This window comes from Nocardia sp. NPDC050717 (assembly GCF_040654275.1).
Classification (GTDB): Bacteria; Actinomycetota; Actinomycetes; order Mycobacteriales; family Mycobacteriaceae; genus Nocardia.
Genome location: NZ_JBFAHR010000001.1, coordinates 952534 through 974726 on the forward strand (window position 1 = coordinate 952534; position 22193 = coordinate 974726).

At 69.6% G+C, this 22193-nt stretch carries 20 protein-coding genes; 8 read left to right on the forward strand and 12 right to left on the reverse strand.

Annotated elements, in window-relative coordinates; genetic code table 11:
* Nucleotides 1-48 precede the first annotated feature (48 nt).
* Both AB0H56_RS04535 and AB0H56_RS04540 read right to left on the reverse strand, forming a co-directional pair.
* Complete coding sequence (locus AB0H56_RS04535; RefSeq protein WP_357157019.1) at nt 49-1158, reverse strand: hypothetical protein; 1110 nt, start codon at nt 1156-1158, stop codon at nt 49-51.
* Between the two features lie 147 nt (nt 1159-1305).
* A complete protein-coding gene (locus AB0H56_RS04540; RefSeq protein WP_357157022.1) occupies nt 1306-1887 on the reverse strand; it encodes an XRE family transcriptional regulator in 582 nt (193 codons plus the stop codon).
* A gap of 81 nt (nt 1888-1968) precedes the next feature.
* Here AB0H56_RS04540 and AB0H56_RS04545 point away from each other — a divergent pair, with 81 nt between their 5' ends.
* The gene (locus AB0H56_RS04545) at nt 1969-3048 is read left to right on the forward strand and encodes an NAD(P)/FAD-dependent oxidoreductase (RefSeq protein WP_357157025.1); all 1080 of its coding nucleotides are present in this window, start codon (nt 1969-1971) and stop codon (nt 3046-3048) included.
* A 6-nt stretch (nt 3049-3054) separates the two neighbouring features.
* On the opposite strand, the gene AB0H56_RS04550 is transcribed toward AB0H56_RS04545, so the two are convergent.
* Complete coding sequence (locus tag AB0H56_RS04550; RefSeq protein ID WP_357157028.1) at nt 3055-3375, reverse strand: ADP-ribosylation/crystallin J1; 321 nt, start codon at nt 3373-3375, stop codon at nt 3055-3057.
* 183 nt (nt 3376-3558) lie between these two features.
* Here AB0H56_RS04550 and AB0H56_RS04555 point away from each other — a divergent pair, with 183 nt between their 5' ends.
* Nucleotides 3559-3735 carry a type II toxin-antitoxin system VapB family antitoxin gene (locus tag AB0H56_RS04555; protein WP_357157031.1) on the forward strand — a complete coding sequence of 59 codons (177 nt, stop codon included), beginning with the start codon at nt 3559-3561 and terminating at the stop codon, nt 3733-3735.
* A gap of 35 nt (nt 3736-3770) precedes the next feature.
* Here AB0H56_RS04555 and AB0H56_RS04560 read toward each other — a convergent pair whose 3' ends face one another.
* Nucleotides 3771-4625: a helix-turn-helix transcriptional regulator gene (locus AB0H56_RS04560; protein ID WP_357157034.1), complete on the reverse strand. Its 855-nt coding sequence runs from the start codon at nt 4623-4625 to the stop codon at nt 3771-3773.
* A 144-nt stretch (nt 4626-4769) separates the two neighbouring features.
* Here AB0H56_RS04560 and AB0H56_RS04565 point away from each other — a divergent pair, with 144 nt between their 5' ends.
* From AB0H56_RS04565 to AB0H56_RS04575, 3 genes are all read left to right on the forward strand, one after another.
* Nucleotides 4770-5189: a DUF6463 family protein gene (locus AB0H56_RS04565; RefSeq protein ID WP_357157037.1), complete on the forward strand. Its 420-nt coding sequence runs from the start codon at nt 4770-4772 to the stop codon at nt 5187-5189.
* 70 nt (nt 5190-5259) lie between these two features.
* The gene (locus AB0H56_RS04570) at nt 5260-5976 is read left to right on the forward strand and encodes an SDR family NAD(P)-dependent oxidoreductase (RefSeq protein WP_357157040.1); all 717 of its coding nucleotides are present in this window, start codon (nt 5260-5262) and stop codon (nt 5974-5976) included.
* Nucleotides 5977-6050: 74 nt separating this feature from the next.
* Nucleotides 6051-6443, forward strand: a complete 393-nt coding sequence (locus AB0H56_RS04575) for a hypothetical protein (RefSeq protein WP_357157043.1) — start codon at nt 6051-6053, stop codon at nt 6441-6443.
* A 35-nt stretch (nt 6444-6478) separates the two neighbouring features.
* On the opposite strand, the gene AB0H56_RS04580 is transcribed toward AB0H56_RS04575, so the two are convergent.
* Complete coding sequence (locus tag AB0H56_RS04580) at nt 6479-7636, reverse strand: hypothetical protein (protein WP_357157046.1); 1158 nt, start codon at nt 7634-7636, stop codon at nt 6479-6481.
* 214 nt (nt 7637-7850) lie between these two features.
* Between AB0H56_RS04580 and AB0H56_RS04585 the strand changes: the two genes are divergently transcribed.
* The gene (locus AB0H56_RS04585; RefSeq protein ID WP_357157049.1) at nt 7851-8303 is read left to right on the forward strand and encodes a hypothetical protein; all 453 of its coding nucleotides are present in this window, start codon (nt 7851-7853) and stop codon (nt 8301-8303) included.
* 62 nt (nt 8304-8365) lie between these two features.
* Here AB0H56_RS04585 and AB0H56_RS04590 read toward each other — a convergent pair whose 3' ends face one another.
* The 7 genes from AB0H56_RS04590 to AB0H56_RS04620 all read right to left on the reverse strand — a co-directional run bounded on the left by AB0H56_RS04590 (nt 8366) and on the right by AB0H56_RS04620 (nt 19912).
* Nucleotides 8366-8803 carry a hypothetical protein gene (locus AB0H56_RS04590; RefSeq protein ID WP_357157052.1) on the reverse strand — a complete coding sequence of 146 codons (438 nt, stop codon included), beginning with the start codon at nt 8801-8803 and terminating at the stop codon, nt 8366-8368.
* Nucleotides 8800-9357, reverse strand: coding sequence for a hypothetical protein (locus AB0H56_RS04595; RefSeq protein ID WP_357157055.1), 558 nt, complete (start codon nt 9355-9357; stop codon nt 8800-8802). Before AB0H56_RS04595 ends, AB0H56_RS04590 begins: the two co-directional genes overlap by 4 nt.
* Before the next feature lie 583 nt (nt 9358-9940).
* Nucleotides 9941-13708 carry a multifunctional oxoglutarate decarboxylase/oxoglutarate dehydrogenase thiamine pyrophosphate-binding subunit/dihydrolipoyllysine-residue succinyltransferase subunit gene (locus AB0H56_RS04600; protein ID WP_357157058.1) on the reverse strand — a complete coding sequence of 1256 codons (3768 nt, stop codon included), beginning with the start codon at nt 13706-13708 and terminating at the stop codon, nt 9941-9943.
* 105 nt (nt 13709-13813) lie between these two features.
* Nucleotides 13814-17437 carry an ABC transporter ATP-binding protein gene (locus AB0H56_RS04605; RefSeq protein ID WP_357157061.1) on the reverse strand — a complete coding sequence of 1208 codons (3624 nt, stop codon included), beginning with the start codon at nt 17435-17437 and terminating at the stop codon, nt 13814-13816.
* Between the two features lie 5 nt (nt 17438-17442).
* Nucleotides 17443-18228 carry an ABC transporter permease gene (locus AB0H56_RS04610; RefSeq protein ID WP_357157064.1) on the reverse strand — a complete coding sequence of 262 codons (786 nt, stop codon included), beginning with the start codon at nt 18226-18228 and terminating at the stop codon, nt 17443-17445.
* On the reverse strand, nt 18225-19196 hold the full coding sequence (locus AB0H56_RS04615; RefSeq protein ID WP_357157067.1) for an ATP-binding cassette domain-containing protein: 972 nt from the start codon (nt 19194-19196) through the stop codon (nt 18225-18227). The genes AB0H56_RS04610 and AB0H56_RS04615 overlap by 4 nt, the downstream gene beginning before the upstream one ends.
* Nucleotides 19193-19912, reverse strand: coding sequence for a hypothetical protein (locus AB0H56_RS04620; protein WP_357157070.1), 720 nt, complete (start codon nt 19910-19912; stop codon nt 19193-19195). The genes AB0H56_RS04615 and AB0H56_RS04620 overlap by 4 nt, the downstream gene beginning before the upstream one ends.
* Before the next feature lie 143 nt (nt 19913-20055).
* Here AB0H56_RS04620 and AB0H56_RS04625 point away from each other — a divergent pair, with 143 nt between their 5' ends.
* Nucleotides 20056-20850 carry an enoyl-CoA hydratase/isomerase family protein gene (locus AB0H56_RS04625; RefSeq protein WP_357157073.1) on the forward strand — a complete coding sequence of 265 codons (795 nt, stop codon included), beginning with the start codon at nt 20056-20058 and terminating at the stop codon, nt 20848-20850.
* Nucleotides 20851-20933: 83 nt separating this feature from the next.
* Nucleotides 20934-22193 (forward strand): AMP-binding protein, encoded by a 1260-nt coding sequence (locus tag AB0H56_RS04630; protein ID WP_357157076.1) that lies wholly within the window; start codon nt 20934-20936, stop codon nt 22191-22193.

The window sequence follows — 22193 nt, forward strand, 5'->3', positions numbered from 1 at the left end:
GGAGATATCACTTGCTTTAGAGGTGTCCGATCCTGATAGTCGGCGGTCTCAGGCCCGGATGTCGTTGCCGTCCTCCCACCACACGGTGTTCCCGATGCCGTACCTTCTCGAACCCGGGGCTGCCTCCACCTTCTCGGGAACTTCGAAATCGCCTACGTTGTAGACAGGGGCGGTACGTCCCTGCGAATAGTCCAAGGCGGCCGACAGTCTGTCGATCACACTGGTGATCGCGTCACTGCGAGCATCGGCGGCCACCTTCAATTCATCTGCCTCCATGCTGATCTGGGTCTTGAGTCCAGCGGGCATCGGGTTGTTGATCTGTCTGGCCCAGGCACCGAGCGGGAACGACGCGTCCTGGTAGGCAACGCTACTTAGAATCCGACCCGTGAGATCCATAACCTGGTTATAGACGAGCCGCGCCAAACATAAGGCGCCGTTCTCCACGATCTTCGCCGTACTCTCCAGGTCGGTGCTGCGCACGCTCATCGTTTGCCCGAGTGTGCTCGATGTGGCGGCAAACGACTGAGCCGCCTCGCCGGACCAGTCCGACGTCAGCCAGTTCGATCCGTTGCTGACGTTCTGGGCGGCGACATAATCATTGGTGCCCAGCATGGCGATTCGTCTGCCGATGGTCTCGAGTGATTCCCAGTCGCCGAGCAGCGGCGTGAGGTACTCCTCGGTGGGCTTGACGCCCAGCGCGACGCTCAGCGGCTCGTCGTAGGGCGACAGCTGCGCGATGGTCGAGGTCACCAGCTGTTTCAGGGTGAACTGGTCGTCGGCGACCTCGGGCAGGCTGGGTAGTTGCATGCCGCCGTACCGGGTCGTGCCGGTCGGTCCGGACGTGCCCGCGGCGGAGTCGGTGGTCGCCGCGAGTGCCGCGGCGGTGCCGTCGTCCGTCGACTGGTAGGAGCTCGCCGCGGTGGACAGACCGGTGCCGAGGGTGTCCATCGTGGTCGTATCGGCTTGCAGCGCCGAGGAATGCGCGCCGCGGAACTTCTCCAGCGGCGCCGCGAGAGTCGCGAGCAGTCCCGACGCGCCGGTCGGCAGGGCGATCGCGGAGTTGAAGCGGGCGGCGTTCGACGAGGCGTTCGCCGCGATGTCCTGCAGGTCGAGCTTGAATCCGGCGAGCCGGGATGTGTCGACCGCTACGTTGTTCACAGTGCCTCCGAGGCTGATCGGCCCGCCGGGCGACGCGGTGGCGCGCCGGATACGGGCCTGCGAAGGCAGGTTCGAATAATGGTGTATCGCACTGACATTGGCCCACCCCCATGGATCTCAGAGCGATACTAGCCCAGGATCGGTGATTCAGTCGGAGCCTTTGGGGCGGGCGCGCAGGTGGGCTCGTTCGCCCTGTTTGCCGAAGAGGCTGAGGAATTCGACGGGGTTGTCGTCGGCGGTGCCGAACCAGTGCGGGACGTGGGTGTCGAATTCGGCGGCCTCGCCGGGGGTGAGGACGATGTCGTTGTCACCGAGGACCAGGCGCAGGCGGCCGTTGAGGACGTAGAGCCATTCGTAGCCCTCGTGCACCTTCGGCTCGGGGGTGGTGCGGGCGTTGGGGGCGATGATCATTTTGAAGGCCTGGATGCCGCCCGCGCGTTTGGTGAGCGGGAGCATGGTCATCCCGAATCGGGTGACCGGGCGCAGGTGGATGCGGGGGTCGCCGGTCTGCGGGGCGTCGACGAGTTCGTCGAGGGTCACGCCGTGCGCCTTGGCCAGGGGCAGCAGCAGTTCGAGGGTGGGTTTGCGGTCGCCGGACTCCAGGCGCGACAGGGTGCTCACCGAGATGCCGGTCTCGGCCGCCAGGTCGGCCAGGGTGGTCTGCCGCTGTTTGCGCAGCGTGCGCAGCCGGGGGCCGACCGCGTCGAGTGCCTGTTCGAGGTCGTCCATGCTGGACAGTTTGCCATATCGGCAAAGGAAGTTGCCATTGCGCGGGTTGGGGGCGCAGGGTGGATCGCGAAGGAGGTCGAGATGACTGAGTTGAACGAAACCTACGATGTGGTGGTGCTCGGCGGCGGGGCGGCCGGACTGAACGGGGCTCTCATGCTCGCCCGCTCCCGCCGCTCGGTCGCCGTGATCGATGCCGGGTCGCCGCGCAACGCACCGGCCGACGGGGTGCACGGATTGCTGGCGCGCGAGGGGATGCCGCCGCTGGAACTGCTCGAGAGGGGACGTGCCGAGGTGCGCGGCTATGGCGGGCATGTGGTGTCGGGGCGCGTCGTCACGGTCGAGCACCTCGCGGAAACGGTTGGTGGCGAGACTGATTCGGACTCCGGGTCGGTCGCGGGCGGGACCGGGCGCGGGGCCGACGGTGTGCCGACCATCGACTCGGTCCGCGCCTCTGCGCCGGAGTTCCGGGTGACGCTGGACGACGGCCGCACGGTGACCGCGCGCCGCATCCTCGTCACCACCGGCCTCGCCGACGAACTCCCCGACGTCACCGGCCTGCGCGAACAATGGGGCCACGGCGTCCTGCACTGCCCGTACTGCCACGGCTGGGAGGTGCGCGACCAGCGCATCGCCATCCTGGCGGGCGGCCCGATGTCGGTGCACCAGGCGCTGCTGTTCAGTCAGCTCAGCGACGACATCGTGTTCCTCACCCACACCGCGCCCGCGCTGTCGGCCGATGACGCGGAAAAGCTGGTGGCCCGGGGTATCTCGATCGTCGACGGCGAGGTGATCGAGGTGCTGTCCACCGAGGGCGCGTTGTCCGGTGTCCGGCTCGCCGACGGCACCACGATCGCCCGCGATGCCCTCGTGGTCGCTCCACGCATGAATACCCGCGCCACCTTCCTCACCGACCTCGGCCTCACCCCCGAGCCGCACCCGTCCGGTATGGGCGACCACATCCCCGCCGACCCGGCCGGCCGCACCGCGGTCCCCGGCGTCTGGATCGCCGGCAACGCCACCGACCCATCGGCACAGGTCGGCGCGGCGGCTGCGGCGGGCGCCATGGCCGGTGCGCAGATCAACGCCGAACTGGTGATGGCCGAGACCGCGCGGGCGGTCGCCGCCCTCCGCGACGGACAGGGAGCAGGCGTCTCCTCCTGAGCCTGATCAGCCGGGCACCGGCGCGTCCTCCGGGAACCGCCGCACCACCTCGATCGTGCCGACGATGTTCCGGTTGAACTGCGCGAGATCCTCGGCGGGAATCCAATATTCGAGGATCTCGCGCCCACCGGCCTGCTGGACCTCGTAGTTGTCGAGAAAGTCCGTGCGCACCTCGAACCGCGTCACATACCCGGCCCCGGACGCCGCGACATTCCAGTCCCGCGCGATCAAGACCGCGTACGCCTCATTGAGCACCGGATAGAAGATGGGCTGATCGGGCAACCGCGAAGGCCAAGTCCGCCAGCCGGATTCGGCGACCAGCGCCAACTCCGTCGGCCCCGTCGGCCGCCATAGTGTCGTCGTCCGCGGTGCGCTCATGGTTCCTCCCTCATCGAAGCACGCACCATATCCCGCGCCCGCAACGAGATCACCCGATATTCAGCTGGGCGTGATTCGTCGCTGGCGGAATTCGGGAAGGGCGCGCGCGATCGTCACGAAGTCGGCGTCGTTGTGGACGACGGTGGCGTCGTGGCGCTTTTGAATATCGGGGAACCGGAATATGGAGGCACGATGGCGACGACGGTGGAGATCCCGGACGAGTTACTCGCCGAGGCCCTGCGCCTGACCGGGCTACCGACCAAAAAGGCGGTCATCAATCTCGCGATGTCCGAACTCGTCCAGGGCTAATGTCAATGATTCGTAATATGAGGCGAGTGGATCGGCTAGGTCGGATCGAAGGATTCCAGGCCGGTGACGCGGAGGAGGTCGAGGGCTGTCGCGGTGGGGGTGTTCGGGGGTGCTGAGTAGATGATGATGGTCTGGTCGGTGTCGGGGACGTGCATGGCGTCGCAGTCGAGGGTGAGGGTGCCCAGGTCGGGGTGGGCGATGGTTTTGGTGAGGCTGTGCATTACGCTGGAGCGGCCCGCGCGCCAGTGGGACTCGAATTCCTCGCTGCCGGTGCGTAGTTCGGTGATCAGGCGGGTCAGGTCGGGGTCGTCCGGATAGTTCGCCTTGACCGCGCGCAGGCAGCCGACGCAGGCGGCGGCATTGCTGGCGGCCTCCTCGGGGGTCATGACGACGCGGCCCATGCCCGTGCCGAGGAAGCGCTGCCACATGATGTTGCGCCGCGCAGGCGGAATGGCCGAGAAATCACCGAGTAGCGCCGCCGACAAGGGATTCCAGGCCAGGATGTCGGATTTCGCGGAGAGGACCAGGACCGGCAGATCGGCCAGCCGGTCCAGCAGTCGCTGCACGCTCGGGCGGATCACCAGCGGAATCCGCCCTGCCAGCGGGGGTTCGGACCCGGCGAGCCGATAGACCAGATCCCGATCGACATCGGTGAGCCGCAGCGCCCTGGTCAGCGCGCCCAGAACCTGATCCGACGGCTTGGGCCCGCGCCCCTGCTCCAGGCGCACGATGTAGTCGACGCTCACGCCCGCCAGGCTCGCGACCTCCTCGCGCCGCAACCCGGGCACCTGTCTGCGCGCGCCGGCGGGCAGCCCCGCGTCGGCGGGGGTGAGCCGGGACCGCGCGCCGCGCAGCACCGTCGCCAATTCCGCTCTGTCCACGTCCTCCATGGTGCCGCAGGTTCGCGTGCCCGGGGTGGTACCGCCGATCCCACTCCCTGTGGCGCAGTCCATACCCGCACATCCATACGCATTCGTATACATGAGCGGTACGCTGCGAGTTATACGCTTCCGTATAGATGTGAGGGGCTCATGATGGAGCAGGGCAGACAGCGGATGATCCGGTGGGCTGGCTGGATTCTGGCGATCATCGGCGGTGGACATCTCACGCTCGGGTTGCTGATCAGCGCGTCCTCCTTCGACGAGTGGCTGACCCTCGAGCTCTGGGGTCACTGGTGGGAGGACACCCGCGCCGCCAACAGCTTCTGGGCCAACCCCGCCGGCTTCGGCTGGCCGCTGCTGCTGGTCGGCGCGCTCATCGTGTGGATGGACCGGCGCGGCATCGTGCCGCCCGAGTTCCTCGCGTGGGCCGTGCTCGGCTGGGGCGTGGTGTGCGCCGTCATCGTCGAGCCGACGCCGGGCCCGGTGGTGGTGATCGCGGCGCTCCTGCTGCTGCGCGGCATTCGCGTCGCCGCCGCGCGGGACGGCTCCGAACCGGCGGTTCTCGCGCGCTAGGCCCTGGTACCGCCCGTCCTATGCCACACCGGCACTGGAGCGGAGCCGCGCTCAGCGCGAACCTGGGTGCATGACACAGACGATCGCCCTGGTGACCGGGGGCAACAAGGGACTCGGCCGGGAAACCGTGCGCCGGCTCGCGGGCTCGGGCTGGCGGGTATTTCTCGCCGCTCGCGACAAGGGCCGGGGCGAGGCGGCGGCCGCCGATTTCGCCGCGGCCGGGCTCGATGTCCGCTTCGTCGCGCTGGACGTGACCTCCGACGGCTCCGTCGCCGCCGCCGCGGCCAGCGTGCGCGCCGAGGGGGGCCGCCTCGATGTCCTGATCAACAACGCGGGTATCGGGGGCCCGCGCACGGCACCGAGCGGCACCGGGCCCGACGACCTGCGCGAGGTGTTCGAGACCAACGTCTTCGGCCCGATCCGGGTGACCAACGCGTTCCTGCCGCTGCTCCGGTTGTCGGAGCAGCCGCGGATCGTGATGGTCTCCAGCGGCATCGGCTCGATCGCGACCATCACCGATCCGAAGTGGGCCGGCCTGCTGCCACCGGCCCTCGGCTATCCGAGCACCAAAGCGGCGCTGAACATGCTCACCGTCATGTACGCGAGCGAGCTCGACACCATGAAGGTCAATGCCGTCGATCCCGGCTACACCGCGACCGACCTCAACGGGCACAGTGGATTCCAGACCGTCACCGAGGGCACCGATGCGATCGTGGCGATGGCGACCGTCGACCGTGACGGGCCGAGCGGCGGCTTCTTCGACCGCGCGGGCGCCGCACCGTGGTGAAGGCAGGCTTCCTGCTCGCGGCGCTGCTCGCGAGCGTGGGCATCGCCGTATCGCTGATGAGAATGGAGGACACAGTGGCAGAACAGAATCCGAACACGGTGCTATCGATCGGCCTGCACCCCAGCGCCGTCGACTACTCCCGCTATCCAGGGCTCGACGAGGCGACCCTGACCGCCCGCATCGCCGCGGGCGAAACCGCCTTGCGGGCAGCCGGGTTCGACCTCGTCAGCTGTCAGCTGCCCGCCGACCCCGACGCGGCGGAGACACAGCTGCGTGCGTGTGTGGCGGGCGGGGGATTCCGTGTCGCGATGATCGGCGCCGGCGTGCGGATGGCACCCGAGCACACGCTGCTGTTCGAGCGGCTGATCAACGTCACCGCCGAGCTGGTGCCGGGAATCCGATTCTGCTTCAACACCTCTCCGGAGACGACGATCGATGCGTTGCGTCGCTGGGTGCGGCCGAGCTGAGCCTCCCGGCACGGCGGCGTCCGGGCCGTATGCCGTTACTTGTGTCCGCCACCGTGGCTGTGGCCGCACGTGTCGGTGCGCCGACCGTCGGTGGCCGTCTGCCCGGCGCCGTGGCCTTCCAGCGCCGCGAACGGGCCGCATTCGTGCGGGGCGATCCAGACGTGCACCATCGGATTGCCCGACCCGGGATTGATCGAGTTCGGCGGGCAGTTGCCCTGCGCGTCGGTGACTCCCGCGACCTGCGGGCCGTTGTCGCCGGCCTTCCAGCACAGGTTGTCGTGGACGTGCCACTGCATCAGTGAACCGGCGTAGTCGGTGAGCGCGGGGTCGTCGATCTTCTTGCCCTTCGCGATGTACATGGCCGAGACCAGGGTGCGGTTCTGCCCGTTGACCCGGTAGACCAGTGACTCCGGGCGGGTGGCGTCGAGGAAGCTGTCGTCGCGGATGTAGCCGGTGTTGATGTAGTGCTCGTAGCCGGTGGCGGCGTCGCCGATCGAGCGGAAGCCGAGCGCGCCGATGGTGCTGACATCGGCGAACGCGGGCAGCTTGTCGAGGGTGGTCCGGATCAGGGCGGTCGCGCGCTGCTGCTGCTCGGCGGTGACGCCGGGGACGCCGGCGACGTCGATCGGCTGCGTGGGGTCGAAAGGCCGTGGCCAGGCGTCGCCCGTGTCGGCATGATCGTCGCCCCCGGCATGCGAGTGACCGCCGTCCGCCGCGTGCTCGTCGCCGCCGTGACTGTGCACGTGCCCGACGCCGTTGAGCATCGCCGCCAGTGCGAGCACACCGACCGCGCCCGCCGCGATCCCGGACCGCAGGGGTGGCAGGGTGGCGCCGGGACGCAGCAGCGCGACGCCCGCGGCGATCACCGCCAGCGCGCCGAGGGCGGCGCAGGCGGTGTCGGCGACACCGGGCGCCTCCGCGGTCAGGGCGGTGACCAGCGAGACGTCGGCGAAACGGGTGAATGCCCAGACCGCCACCGCGAACGCGTTCACCGCGACCAGCGCCCACGCGATGGCCTTGCGCTCGCTCAGCAGCACCGCCAGCCCGGTGGCGCACTGGATCGCCGCGAGCACGACCATCAGGCGCGCCAGTGTGGCGTGGTCGGTGTGCATTCCGGCGGCGAGGAAGTGCACCGCCCCCGCGCCGACCGACGAGATCCCGCCGAGCAACAGGAATCCGTTACGTCCGCTCACTTGTGCCTCCAGATCCGAGAGTCCCGGCGGAGGTTACTCGCCGACCGTGTGAGAAGTGTGCCGCACGGTTGAGAGAACTCTGTGACCCAGGTCTCCACGACCCCGTTGCCGCATTGAGACCATTACGGTGGTTAACGATCTCCGGGCGAGTCGCGAAATCCGGAGCATGAGTCTGAAAAGCACACAAGGACAACGGGTTTCGGTTCAGGTCGGGGTGGCCGCCGCAGCGGCCGTTGCCGCGCTCGTCGGGTTCAGCAGTCCAGCGGCGGCCTTGCCGTCCGACCAAGTCGTCCAGTTCAACCCGACCCTCGCCAGGACACCGGGCATCGGCTGCGCGGCCATCATCAACGCGGAGACGGTGCCCCAGCCCCAGGCGGGGCAGCTCGGGGTGCGGGTGAAGATCGTCCAGACCGGCCAGAGTTGTGAGGGCTATCGCGTCTCGGTCCGGTGGAAGAACCTCGACACCGGCGTCGCCAACGGCCAGTCCCACAAGGTCGACGGCAACGGCGTCGTCGAACACGCCCCCGACGGCGTGATCACCGGCATGGGCATGGCCCCCGGCCCCGGCCGCGTCGAAGCGACGATCGTCGCCACCTCCGACACCTACCCCAACCACCATGACCTGGAACAACTCTCGGGCAAGGCCTGGATGACCCTGAACGCGTAGCAAAGATCGCGGGGGTGGATCCGGACCGGATCCACCCCCGCCACAGCGTGTCTCGAGACCTCTCAGCATCCCGCCCGGAGGAAGAGCTGCCTCTTCTCGCCGGAATCGTGGATGACGACCCACCTGGTCGGGCTCTGGTTCAGCTCAACCAGGTGTTCGTTCCCGGCATCCTGCGCCAGCGACTGCGCCTCGCCGATGTCACTCCACGTCTGACGCCAGTACTTGGGCACCCCCGGTGCGAACTCGTTCAGCTGCGACCGCTGCTTGAATTCCGGAACCGCACTCGCGGATATCTCGACCACCGCGTCCAGCAGCGAGTCACCGAACGTCGTGTTCTCGTGAAACCAGATCACCTTCGCTTCCTCCGGAAACACGAACTCCCCGCACGAAGCCAGGTTCTGCAAGTCGTCGAAGTCACCTCCGGAACAGCCGACGACCAGCCATGCCAGCAGGCACGTGGGAGCGCCCGAGACGATGCGCTGACGCAAGACCCGGCTCACAGCGATCCACTCCAGTGGAGCATGGCGGATTGGTGCTCCCACCACACGTTGTTGTCGAGCCCGTATCGCCGCGTCCCCACGTCGGCAGCCACCTTGTCCGGGATCTCGAACTCGTTCGGGTTGTACGTCGGGCTCGCCCGACCGGGCGAGTAATCCATCGCTTGGGAGATCCGCTCCACCGCTGTGGTTATCGCATTCCTTCTCGTCTTCGCGGATGTCTTCATCGCGTCGACGGCGGCAGCGATTTCTGTTCGGAACGACTCGCGCATCGGTCCGTTGATCATCAATGCCCAATGCGACAACGGCAGCGTGATGTCCAGAAAGGTCATCGGCTGCGTGAGGGCGCTGCTGAGCCCCACCGCCTGGTTGTAGACCAGGCGCTCGAGGTAGGCGCCGCCGTTTCGGACGATCTTCGACACCGCGTCCAGGTCGTCACTGCGCGTCGACATCGCTTGCCTGAGAGTGGTCGCGCTCGACGCGAAAGCCTCGGCCGCCGTCCCGGACCAGGTGGACTGCAGCCAGCTGAGTCCACCGGAGAGGTTCTGAGCCGACACGAAGTCGTTGATACCGAGTTGGCAGACCCGATTTCCGTGTGGTTGCAGTATCTCCCAGTCCGCGGCATCTCCCAGTCCGCGGCGAGCGGGGTCAGGTAGTCCGCGGCAGGTTTGATGCCGATCGCCTCGCGCAGGTTGTCGTCATAGGGCGACAGGGCCTCGATGCTGCTGGTCACCAACTGGCGAACCGTGAGCTGGGCATCCTCGGTCGCCGTGAGTGTCGGCAGTTGAGTCCGGCGAATCTGTTCACCGTCCCGGGGCCGCCGGGGACGCTCGCCGCCGCGCCGTCACTCACTGCGGAAATCGCGTTCGCCGTGGTTGTATCCGATGTCAGGTACTGGGTCCCGGCGGTGGCCAGACCCGAGCCGAATGCGGCCAGGGTTGTCACATCTTGTCCGTGGCATGTCGACAGGGTGCTGTTCAACGTCTCGAATGACGACGAAAACTACTTTCCCCCAAGATGATTCATGCCAGCCCACCTTACCGCGACTTCTCGGCGCGGCCTACCCGAAAGCCGGCGGAAACGGCCGACGCCGGGTGGATCGTGTGATCCACCCGGCGTCGGGCGTTGTGCGGGAAGAGATTACGCGGTCGGCTCGAAGGCTTCGGCGATGATCTCGGCCTGTTCCACGGCGTGCACCTTCGACGAACCCGAGGAGGGGGCCGACATGGCGCGGCGGGAGATGCGGCGCAGCTTGCCCAGGCGGTCGGGGAGGACATCGGGGAGGTTGAGGCCGAAGAACGGCCAGGCGCCCTGGTTGGCGGGCTCCTCCTGGACCCACGCGATGTCGGTCGCGTTGGGGTACTTGGCCAGTGCCTCGTTGAGGCGGTACGTCGGGATCGGGTACAGCTGTTCGATCCGGACGATCGCCACGTCCTCGCGCTTGTGCTTGGCCTTCTCCGCGGCCAGCTCGTAGTAGAGCTTGCCCGAGGTCAGCAGGATGCGCTTGACCTTGGCGGTGTCGCCGATGCCCTGCTCGTAGGTGGGCTCGTCGAACACCGAGCGGAACTTCGACTCGGTGAAGTCCTTGATGTCGGACACCACGGCTTTGTTGCGCAGCATCGACTTCGGGGTGAAGACGATCAGCGGACGACGGATACCGTCGAGCGCGTGCCTGCGCAGCAGGTGGAAGTAGTTGGCCGGGGTGGACGGCACCGCGACGGTCATCGAGCCCTCGGCGCACAGCTGCAGGAACCGCTCGATCCGGCCGGAGGTGTGGTCGGGACCCTGACCCTCGTGGCCGTGCGGCAGCAGCAGCACCACGTCGGAGAGCTGGCCCCACTTGGCCTCGCCCGAGGAGATGAACTCGTCGATGATCGACTGCGCGCCGTTGACGAAGTCACCGAACTGGGCCTCCCAGAGGACCAGCGCGTTCGGGTTGCCCAGGGAGTAGCCGTACTCGAAGCCGACCGCGGCGTACTCGCTCAGCGCGGAGTCGTGCACCGCGAACCAACCGGGCTTCTCCGAGCCGATGTTGTGCAGCGGGGTGTACTCGTTGGCGTTGAGGCGGTCGATGATCACCGCGTGCCGCTGGGTGAAGGTGCCGCGGCGCGAGTCCTGACCGGTCAGGCGCACGTCGTGGCCCTGGTCGATCAGCGTGCCGAAGGCCAGCAGCTCGGCGAAGGCCCAGTCGACCTTGCCCTCGTAGGCCATCTCGCGGCGCTTCTCCAGCACCGGCTTGACGCGCGGGTGCACGTTGAAGCCGTCCGGCGGGGTGTTGAAGGCGTCGCCGATGCGCTGCAGGACCGACTTGTCGACCGCGGTCTGCACGGTGGCGGGGACCTTCTGGTCGTCCTCGACGGACTCCGACGGCTCCGGAACGTACTTCTCCAGCTCGCGGACCTCGTTGAACACGCGCTCCAGCTGACCCTGGTAGTCGCGCAGCGCGTCCTCGGCCTCCTTCATGGAGATGTCGCCACGACCGATCAGCGATTCGGTGTAGGCCTTACGCACCGACCGCTTGGTGTCGATGACGTCGTACATCTCCGGCTGGGTCATCGAGGGGTCGTCGCCCTCGTTGTGGCCGCGGCGGCGGTAGCAGACGAGGTCGATGACGACGTCCTTGCGGAACTTCTGCCGGAAGTCGACCGCCAGGCGCGCGACCCAGTCGCAGGCCTCCGGGTCGTCACCGTTGACGTGGAAGATCGGCGCGCCGATGAACTTCGCGATGTCGGTGGAGTACTCGGTGGAGCGGCTGTTCTCCGGCGCCGTGGTGAAGCCGATCTGGTTGTTCACCACGATGTGGATCGTGCCGCCGACGCGGTAACCGCGCAGGCCGCTCAGGTTCAGCGTCTCCGCGACCACACCCTGGCCCGCGAACGCGGCGTCACCGTGCAGCATCAGCGGCATGACCGAGAAGCCCTCGGGGCCGTCGCCCTTGTCGAGCAGATCCTGCTTGGCGCGCACCAGACCCTCGAGCACCGGGTCGACCGCCTCGAGGTGCGAGGGGTTGGCGGTGAGCGAGACGGCGATCTCGTTGTCGCCGAACATCTGCAGGTACTGGCCCTCGGCGCCGAGGTGGTACTTCACGTCACCGGAGCCGTGCGTGGCCGCCGGGTTCATGTTGCCCTCGAACTCGGTGAAGATCTTCGAGTAGGGCTTGCCGACGATGTTGGCCAGCACATTGAGGCGACCGCGGTGCGGCATGCCGATGACGACCTCGTCGAGGTTGTGCTCGGCGCACTGGTCGATGGTGGCGTCCATCATCGGGATGACGGCTTCGGCGCCCTCGAGCGAGAACCGCTTCTGACCGACGTACTTGGTCTGCAGGAAGGTCTCGAACGCCTCGGCCGCGTTGAGCCGGTTCAGGATGTACTTCTGCTGGGCGACCGTCGGCTTGACGTGCTTCTGCTCGACCCGGTCCTGGATCCACTGCAGCTGCTCGACGTCGAGGATGTGGGTGTACTCCACACCGACGTGGCGGCAGTAGGCGTCGCGCAGGATCGACAGCACGTCGCGCAGCTTCATGCGCTCCTGGCCGTGGAAGCCCGCGACGTTGAAGGTGCGGTCGAGGTCCCACAGCGTCAGGCCGTGCTGGGTGACATCGAGGTCGGGGTGGCTGCGGAACTTGTCCTTGACCAGGCGCAGCGGATCGGTGTCGGCCATCAGGTGACCGCGGTTGCGGTAGGCCGCGATCATCTCGAGCACGCGGGCGCTCTTGTCGACACCGCGCTCGGCGATGTCCTTGCGCCAGCGCACCGGCTCGTACGGCACGCCGAGACCGTGGAAGATCTCGTCGTAGAACTCGTCGGAGATCAGCAGGTTGTGGATGGTGCGCAGGAAGTCGCCCGACTCGGCGCCCTGGATGATGCGGTGGTCGTAGGTCGAGGTGAGCGTCATCAGCTTGCCGACGCCGATGTCGGCGAGGCGCTCGTCGCTCATGCCCTGGAACTCGGCCGGGTACTCCATCGCGCCCGCGCCGATGATCGCGCCCTGGCCGGGCATCAGGCGCGGCACCGAGTGGACGGTGCCGATGGTGCCGGGGTTGGTCAGCGAGATCGTCACGCCGGCGAAGTCGTCGGCGCCGAGCTTGCCCTCGCGGGCGCGGCGCACGATGTCCTCGTAGGCGGAGTGGAACTGGCCGAAGCTCATGTCCTCGGTGCCCTTGATGGCGGCGACGACGAGGGAGCGGTTGCCGTCCTTGCCCGCGAGGTCGATGGCCAGGCCCAGGTTGGTGTGCGCGGGGGTGACCGCGTTGGGCTTGCCGTCGACCTCGGCGAAGTGGCGGTTCATGTTCGGGAACGCCTTGACCGCCTGCACGATCGCGTAGCCGAGCAGGTGGGTGAACGAGATCTTGCCGCCGCGGGTGCGGGCCAGGTGGTTGTTGATCACCAGGCGGTTGTCGATCATCAGCTTGGCCGGGATCGCGCGCACCGAGGTGGCGGTGGGGATGGTCAGCGAGGCCGACATGTTCTTCGCGATGGCGGCGGCGGGGCCGCGCAGCACCTTGGACTCGTCGGCGGTGGCGACGGCGGCGGCCTTGGGCGCGGTGGCCGGTGCGTTGGACACCGGTGCAGGCGTGGTCTGCGGGGTGCGCGTGGTCGCGGGCGCGGGCTTGGCGGCCGGGGCCGGCGCGGGAGCCGGGGCCGGCGCGGGAGCCGGGGCAACCTTCGGCTGCGCGGTCACCTTGGGCGCCGCGGGGGCCGCGGCCGCGGGGGCCGGGGCGGCGGCCGGAGGCTGGCTGTTACCGGATTCGGCGCTCGCCTCCGGGGTGTAATCCGCGAGGAACTCGTGCCAACTCGCGTCGACCGAGGACGGGTCCTGTTTGAACTTCTGATACATCTCGTCGACTAGCCACTGGTTCTGTCCGAACTGGGAAGTTGAGCTGCTCACAGCTGGTGTTCGCCTCATTTCGTTCTTCGCGCTGCGACGTTTGTGACGTGCCCGGCAGGGGTATCAGCGGATGGCTGCCGATGCGCCCTCACCGAGCATATGCCCAGGGGCATAGTGGCGCTGCTACTGACCCGATCTCCGCGTAGCAGCCCGGTCACCGGGCGAGAATATTCCCTCCTGTTTCCGCGCCGCCGACCAGAGTCGCGCGTAACGTCCGCCGGCGGCGAGGAGTTCCTGATGCGTCCCGAATTCCACGATCCGGCCCTGCTCGACGACGCCGATCAGCTCGGCGCGCGCCGCCGTGGCGAGCCGGTGCGCGACCACGATCGTGGTCCGGCCGCGCGCCAGCGATCGGCTCGCTACCAGCACCGACGCCTCGGCATCCGGGTCGAGGGTGGAGGTCGCCTCGTCGAGTAACAGCAGGTCGGGGTCGACGAGTTCGGCGCGGGCCAGCGCGATCAGCTGACGTTGCCCGGCCGATAATCCGCGCCCCCGTTCGCCGACTGGTTGGTTTGTTTTTTGCGGTAATCCAGCGATCATCTCGGCCGCGCCCACGTTCTGCGCGGCCGCGTCGATCTGCGCCGGTGTGGCGAAAGGTTGCCCGAATGCGATGTTGCTGGCGACGTCGCCGGTGAACAAGTGAGCTTCCTGCGGCACAATTCCCAGCCGCCGCCGGTAGTCGGTGAGCGGAAATTTACGAATATCGACCCCGTCGACCCTGATCGACCCGGCCGCCGGATCGTCGGGCAGGTCGTAGAGACGGGCCAGCAGCTTCACGATCGTCGACTTGCCCGCCCCGGTCTCGCCGACGAGCGCCAGCGTCGCACCGGCGGGGACGGTGAACGAGACGCCGTCGAGCGCCGGACTCGCCGCGCCCGGGTAGCGGAAGACGACGTCGTCGAAGACGACCGCGCCGTCGAACCGGTCGACCGGCACCGCGTCGGGCGCGTCCGGCGCGATCGAGGACTCCGTCCGCAGCAGCTCACCGATGCGGCGCAGGCCGACCCTGGCCTGCTGGTAGCCGTCGAAGACCTGGGAGAGCTCCTGGATCGGACCGAACAGCAGACCCAGGTACAGCACGAAGGCGACGAGCGTGCCCGCGGTCGTCCGGCCGTCGGCCACGGCATTGGCCCCGAGATAGACCACCACCGCCAGCGCCAGGTCGGCCCAGGCGAGCCCGAAGGAGAAATAGGCCGCGATCGCGCGCTGGGCACGGATGCGGGCATCGCGGTAGCGGTGCGAGTACTCGGTGAAGCGCCGCGCCGCGGTCGGCTCGTTGCGGGCGGCCTGCACCGCGCGCAGGCCCGCGATGTTCTCCTGGAAGTCGGCGTTGACCGCGGAGACCCGCTCCCGCGAAACCGAGTAGGCCACCGAGGACACCCGGCGGAAGGCCAGCGTGGCCAGCAGCATCGGCGGCACGGTCGCCAGCACGACCAGCGCGAGCCCGGCATCGATGAAGACCAGCCCGACGGCGACGCCGACCAGGGTGATCAGACCGACCAGACCCGTCGCGACCCCGGTCTGCAGGAAGGTCGACAGGGCGTCGACGTCGGTGGTCATCCTGGTCATGATCCGGCCGGACAGCTCGCGCTCGTAGAAATCCAGACCGAGCCGCTGCAGGTGCGCGTAGCTGCGGACCCGCAGCCCGAACAGCACCCGTTCGCCGGTGCGCGCGGTGAGCACGGTGACCGCGGCGCCCACCGCCAGCCCGGCCAGCACCAGCCCGATGCCGAGCGCGCCCGCTACCGCCAGCGCGGTGCCGTCGCCCGCGGTGACGCCGGTGTCGATGGCGTAGCGGACCAGCGGTGGGAAGGCGACGCCGATGAGCGCGTCGACCGCGAGCAGCAGCACCACCGCCCACACCAGGCCGCGGACCGGGCGCAGCAGCGCGCGCAGGCCGAAGTCGGGTTGCGGTGCGCGCAGGTCACCGGGCAGGCCGGGCTGCTCGGTGGCGGGCGGCAGCGCGTCGACGGCGGCGCGGAGTTCGGGGGTCTCGCTCAGATCGGTGGAGGCCGCCGCCATCGACCTGGGGCGGCCGGCCTCGGCCGGGCGCTTGGTGAGCGACGGCGCGGCGGGCACGGCCGAGCCGGCGGGCGCGGGCAGCCGGATGACGCGGTCGGCTTGGGCCAGCGTCGATTCGCGGTGGGCCAGGATCACGGTCGTCCGGCCGCCGGGGTCGGGCAGCCTGCGGAAGATCTCGGCCTCGGTGACGGCGTCGACGGCGGAGGTGGCGTCGTCGAGGACGAGCACGCGCGGCCTGGTCAGCAGCACCCTGGCCAGGGCGATCCGCTGACGCTGCCCGCCGGACAGGGTGAGCCCGCGCTCACCGACGACGGTGTCGTATCCGTCGGGCAGCGCGGTGATGAACTCGTCGGCGGCCGCGGCGGCCGCGGCCGCCGCGATCTCGGCGTCGGTGGCCTCCGGCCTGCCGAGCGCGATATTGGCGGCGATGGTGTCGGAGAACAGGAACGGGTCGTCGAAGACCACGCCGAGTGCGCCGCGCAGGTCGTCGGCGCGCAGGTCGGCCAGGTCGACGCGGGTGCCGTCGGCGCCGACGAGACCGATCCGCCCCGCGTCGGGCGCGTAGAAGCGCGGGAGCAGCAGCGAGAGCGTCGACTTGCCGGAGCCCGCCGGTCCGATGACGGCGACGGTTTCCCCCGGCCGCACGGTCAGGTCGAGATCGCGCAGGACGGGTTGGTCCGGGTCGAAGCCGAAACTCACCGCGTCGAATTCGATGCCGAGCGGGCCCGCGGGGAGCTCGACCGGCTGGTCGGGATCGACGAGTTCGGGAGCGGCATCGACCACCTGGAAGACGCGGTCGACCGCGGCCTTGGTGAGCTGACCCATGATCACCACCGAGGTGATCGTGCGCGCGGAGGACGTCATGGTGGCGAGGTAGGCGGTGAAGGCGAGGAAGGTGCCGACACCGATCGCGCCGTTCCTGGCCAGCACGCCGCCGACGATGATCACCGCGACCAGTCCGGCCTGCGGCAGCGCCGAGACGACCGGGGCGAACCCGGCGTTGATCCGCGCCGCGCGCAGGCGCTCGGCGAACAGGCGGCGGCTGTGGTCCTCGAGCACGTCGACCATCCGGGCCTCCTGCCCGAAGCCCTTCACCACCCGCACCCCGGTGACGGTCTGTTCGACATGTTCGGCCAGGTCGGCCGCGCGCTGCTGGGCGGACCAGGTCGCCGCGTACAGCCGCGGCCGCATCCGCAGCACCACCACGGCCATCGCCGGCGCGACGAGCAGCGCGGCCAGCGCCAGCGGCGGGCTCAGCCACACCATCACCACCGCCGACAGCACGAACTGCAGCACCGCCAGCCCCGACCACGGCACCATCGCCAGCAGGCCCTGCACCAATTGCAGGTCGGTGATCGAGCGCGAGACGACCTGCCCGGTGCGGATGGCGTCCTGTCCGGCGCCGTCGAGGCGCTGCAGCGCGGCCAGCAGCGCGACCCGCAGGCTGTGCTGGACCTCCAGGGACAGCTTGCCCGCCCACAGCCTGCGCGCGAAGGAGACGAAGAACCGGCCGACGGCGAGCAACGCCAACAGCGCGGCGGCGGTGCCGATCACGCCGGTGTCCCCGGCGACGGCCGCGTCGACAGCGCGTTTGGTGGCCAGCGGCGCCGCGATCGACACCGCGGCACCGGCGAGCACCGAGGCGAGGATGCCGGCGAGCAGGCGCGGATACGCCAGGCTCAGCCGCCAGAGCCGGCGGATCCAGCCGGGTTCGGTGGCGACCACCGGCACTACAGGTCGCGGCTGCGCAGGTCCCACCAGCCCGCGGCGCCGACCCCGGCGGTCCACAACAGCAGCACCACCAGCGCGGCGGGAGTCGGCGCGAAGACCTCCGCCTCGGCGAAGGAGCCGGCGCTCACCCCCGCGACGGTCGCCGCGACCGGCAGCACCGCGGCGAAGCCACCGGCCCCGGAGCCCTTGGCCACCAGCCAGACCAGCGGTTCCAGCACGAACGCCCAGCCGAGGATCAGCCACAGCGCACTGTTGACCGTGCGGGTGAGCAGCCCGATCCCGGCGCCGAGCACCGCCCAGCACATGGCCACCAACAGACCGGCGCCGAGCACCTCGAGCAGGGTCCAGCCGAATTCGAACTTGCCGCGGGCGGCGACGACGAGCGCCAGCAGGCTCGCCAGCTCGGCGGCCAGCGCGATCGCGAACGCGTACCCGGCGAGCGCGACGTATTTGGCGGTGACCAGACGATCGCGGTCCGGCGCGAACAGCACGGTCAGCGCCATGGTCTTGCGGCGGTACTCGCCGCCGGTTGCGGCGATGCCGAGCAGCGCGGACACCACGAAGGTCGCGATCAGGCCGAGGTAGAGCCCGATCGTCGCCGCGCCGGTGGCGGGCTGGCCCTTCGGATCGATCGGTCCGGCCATCAGCCCGGTGATCAGCGTCGCGACCAGTGCCAGCACGACGGGTGCGCCGAGCAGGAGCCGGGACTGGCGCACGGCGAGTACCTTGCGCGCCTCGGACTCGATGCCGGGGACGAGGTCGGCGGGCAGCACGGAGGAGGTCATCGTGGCATCCCGGGGGAGGTCGGGGCCGGGGCGAACACGGCGGGAGCCGCCGGTGTTGTCGGCCTGGTGTGCCGGTGGCGGCGCGGTTTGGTCAGCGAGGCGAGCACCCGGTCGGGGTGGATCGGGTCGGTGACGACGCTCGCGATGCGCACCTGCGCGGTCTCGGCGATGGAACGGATGGTCGCTTCGCTCGCCTCGGCGACCGCGAGGCGTCCGTCGGGCCGCATCACGGCGTCGGTGAAGCCGCGCGCTGCCAGCGCGGTGGCCAGCGCGATCGAGGGTGACGCCGCGACGACGAGCCGGTCGGGATGGCCGCGGCGCAGCTTCGTCGGGGTGCCCTGCCAGACGACAGCGCCCTCGCTCAGCACCACCAGTTGATCCGCGCTCGCCACCACATCGGCGAGCTTGTCCGAGCTCACCAGCACGGTGCCGCCGCGGGCGGTGTGGCGGCGCAGCAGGTCGTGCAGCCAGCCGCGTTCGAACGGCTCGGCGCCGACGAACGGATCGTCGAGCACCAGCAGCGGGGGATCGGCGAGCAGCGCGGTCGCCAGGGCGAGCCGGGTCTGCTGACCCGGCTGCAACCCGGCGATGACGGTGTCGGCCACCGCCGCGAGCCCGGTCTCGCCGAGCACCGCGTCGACGCGCCGCCGCGACACCCCGGCCACCGGCGCGTAGCACCGCAGATGGTCGTGGACGGTGCGCGCCGGATGCAGGCCACGTGGATTGAGGACCGCGCCGATCCGCCGCGGGCCCGAGCCGGGCAGGTCGATCTCGACGGTCCCGCTGCTCGGCCGCTGGAGGCCGAGGATCATCCGCAGCAGGGTCGACTTGCCCGCGCCGGTCGGGCCGACGAGCGCGGTCACCGTCCCGGCCGCCACGGCGAAGTCGACCGCGCGCACGGCGTCGACCAGGTCGAACTGCTTGCCGACGCCTCGCACCCGCACGGCGTCGCCGCGGCCCGCGCTCACGGCTTCTTCGCCGGGGCGGCGTCGATGGCGGGCAGCGGGTCGGCGTCGATCACCCGGTGCAGCGGCGTCGGCCAGACCGCGGGCGCGGGCCCGAAGGCCTTGCGCGCGTTGTCGATCGTCACCTTGCCCAGCGCGCGGTTGCCCGCGCCGCCGATGGCCGCGCCGATGCCCGCGGGCAGGATCTTGCCCGCCATCAGCGCGGCGCGCTTGGTGATGAAGCGCTTGATGAACTGCTGCAGCAGCCGGTTGTTGATCGCGGCCATGCCGGGGACCTTGTTGGCGAGGGCGCCCGCCCAGTTCTTGGACGAGGTGCCGAGGCCCTTCTGCACGATCGCCATGCCCGCGTCACCGAGGACGACGGCCAGCACCATCGCGCGCCTGGCCTCCTTGTCCTCCGGCTCGATGCCGTGCACATAGGCCTCGGCGAGGGTGAACAGGGCCGAGGCCTCCATGAAGAACGCCGTCTCGGCGCCGACCGCGCCGAGCGCGGCCAGGGTGCCGACACCGGGCACGGCGGCGGTCGCGCCGACCGCGGCGCCACTGCCGGTGACGGCGAGCAGGTACTGCTTCTCCAGCCGCTCCACGATCTGGGCCGGGTTCTCACCGGGATGACGCTCACGCAGGAATTCGACATAGCGCCGCACGGCGGGCGCCTGCAGTTTCGAACCGGTGTCGAGTACATCGACCACGGCCTTCTCGATCGCTTTGTTGAACACGGCGTCGTCCTCCTCATCGCCTGAGACGAAACGAACTGTAGGGCACCGTGGTCCCCGACAGCTCATCTTGCCAACGAGTACCGACACCTCTCTGGTTCCGCTGTGTGGGCGCGGTCTCGTTCCGCCGGTTCTAGGCTGACGGCATGAGTGAAACGAACCCGACCCGCCTCACCCGCGAGTTCACCGCCGCCGGTGCCGAGATCGCCACCATCACCCTCGCCCACCCGCCGCTGAACCTGTTCGACCGCGCGCTCATGGACTCGCTGATCGCCGATATCGCCGCCGTGAGCAAGCAGCCGCCGCGGGCCGTGCTGATCAAGGCCGAGGGCAAGGTGGTCTCCGGCGGCGTCGACGTCAACGTCTTCGACGGGCTCAGCGTCGAGCAGGGGGCGCAGCTGTGGCGTGACCTGTTCGGCCAGATCATCCACCCGCTCGAGGCGCTGCCGTGCCCGGTGGTGTTCGCCGCGCACGGGCTCACCCTCACCGCGGCCTTCGAAATCTCGCTGGCCTGCGACATCATCCTGGCCGCGCCGAAGGCCAAGTTCGGGCTGGTCGAGACGGTCGTCGGGCTGACGCCGTCGATGGGCGGCCCGCAGCGCCTGGCCGAGCGCGCCGGTTCCGGTCGCGCCCGCGAGTTCGTGATGACCGGCGACCTCTACGACGCCGCGACCATGGCCGAGTGGGGCGTGGTCAACGCCGTGCACGAGGACCTCGAGGCCGCGACCACCGCGCTGCTCACCCGCCTGGCCGAGGGCCCGACCCGCGCGCACGCCGCGACCAAGCAGATCATCGAGGCCTGGCGCTCCGGTGGTGTGGCGCACGCGGATTCGGTGACGCCCGAGGTCTCCGGCGAGCTGTTCGAGACCGCCGACCTGCGCGGCGCGGTGCGCAGTTTCCTCGAGGTCGGGCCCGGTAAGGCGACCTATCGCGGCGAATGACCCGCCCGAGTGACTGACAGCGCTGTGATCCACGTCATATAGTCGGTGGTGCGGTACCGCATCGACGTACGTGGAGGTCGGGGATGGGTCAGAACGAGAACGAGCAGGGCGCGACCATCATCGAGTTCCCCACCAAGGGTGCGGCCGGGCGGCTGACCAGGGGTTCCGACGGCATCCTGCGCTACGGCGATCTCAATCCGGCCCTGACCGAGCTGCTCGATCTGCGTGTCCACACGTTCACCGGCCGCGAGGCGGTGGTCGAGGTCGGCGGCCCGCGCCTGACCTACCGCGAACTGTGGCACAGCGCCTCGCGCATCGCGGGCGGCCTGCAGGATCACGGCATCGGCTACGGCGATCGGGTCGCGGTGCACATGCCGACGAGCGCGCGCTGGGTGCAGGCCTTCCTCGGCGCGCTGCTCTCCGGCGCCGTGCCGGTGCTCGTCCCCGATACGCTGCCCGCCGCGATCGCCGAGCGCGTGATCGCCGACAGCAGTGCCGATTTCGTGCTCGGCCCCGACGGGCCGCTGCCCGACAGCGCCGCCTACATCGACGACGGCGCGGCCCTGGCCGACCCCGCGCTGCTCTGCTACACCGGCACCGCGGTACGGCAGCCGGTGCCGACCGGTGTGGAGCTGACCAACGAGAACCTGCTCTCGGCGGTGTCTTCGGTGGTCGGCGCGCTGGATCTGCCCGCCGACGGTGTCCGCAATCTGATGCTGCTGCCCCTGGCGCACGCCAGCGGCTGCGTCGATCAGCTGCTGCCGACCTTCGCGGTCGGCGGCACCGTCGTGCTGGCGCCGCGCCCGCACCGCCTCGCCGATGTCCTCGCCGCCGAGCGGATCGACACCGTCTCGGCCACCCCGCGCATCCTGGCGGGGCTGCTGCCCGAACTCGTCGGCAGCGACGCCGGGCGCGGCGTCCGGCGGATCAGCAAGGCCTGTCATCGCTCCGAGCGGGCCGCCGCCGCGGCGCCCGCCTCGCTCACCGCGGCGCTGCGCGAGCAGTTCCCCGCCGCGCGGCAGTGGTCGGTGTGGGGTGCCACCGAGACCAGCGGCATCGGCCTGATGGTCGACGACACCGACCGGGCAGAATCCGGATCGACCCTCGGATTCGCCTTCGGCGGTACCGAATTGGCGCTCGCGGGGCCGCAGGCGCCGGCGGGTCGCGGCGAATTGCTGTGTCGCGGACCGAATGTCAGCAGGCGGTACTGGAACGATCCCGGCGCCTCGGCGGTGCGGTTCAGCGGAACGTGGTTCCACACCGGCAATCTGGTGAGCATCGACGCCGACGGACTGGTCAGCGCGGTGCTGCCGGTCCGTCAGCGCCGGGTCAGCGGGCTCTGA

Excerpts from the sequence above, each read along its gene's own strand:
- AB0H56_RS04545 (WP_357157025.1), top strand. The coding sequence starts at position 1,969 with ATGACTGAGTTGAACGAAACCTACGATGTGGTGGTGCTCGGCGGCGGG.
- AB0H56_RS04625 (WP_357157073.1), top strand. The coding sequence starts at position 20,056 with ATGAGTGAAACGAACCCGACCCGCCTCACCCGCGAGTTCACCGCCGCC.
- AB0H56_RS04540 (WP_357157022.1), bottom strand. The coding sequence starts at position 1,887 with ATGGACGACCTCGAACAGGCACTCGACGCGGTCGGCCCCCGGCTGCGC.
- AB0H56_RS04560 (WP_357157034.1), bottom strand. The coding sequence starts at position 4,625 with ATGGAGGACGTGGACAGAGCGGAATTGGCGACGGTGCTGCGCGGCGCG.
- AB0H56_RS04570 (WP_357157040.1), top strand. The coding sequence starts at position 5,260 with ATGACACAGACGATCGCCCTGGTGACCGGGGGCAACAAGGGACTCGGC.
- AB0H56_RS04600 (WP_357157058.1), bottom strand. The coding sequence starts at position 13,708 with ATGAGGCGAACACCAGCTGTGAGCAGCTCAACTTCCCAGTTCGGACAG.
- AB0H56_RS04610 (WP_357157064.1), bottom strand. The coding sequence starts at position 18,228 with ATGACCTCCTCCGTGCTGCCCGCCGACCTCGTCCCCGGCATCGAGTCC.
- AB0H56_RS04630 (WP_357157076.1), top strand. The coding sequence starts at position 20,934 with ATGGGTCAGAACGAGAACGAGCAGGGCGCGACCATCATCGAGTTCCCC.
- AB0H56_RS04565 (WP_357157037.1), top strand. The coding sequence starts at position 4,770 with ATGGAGCAGGGCAGACAGCGGATGATCCGGTGGGCTGGCTGGATTCTG.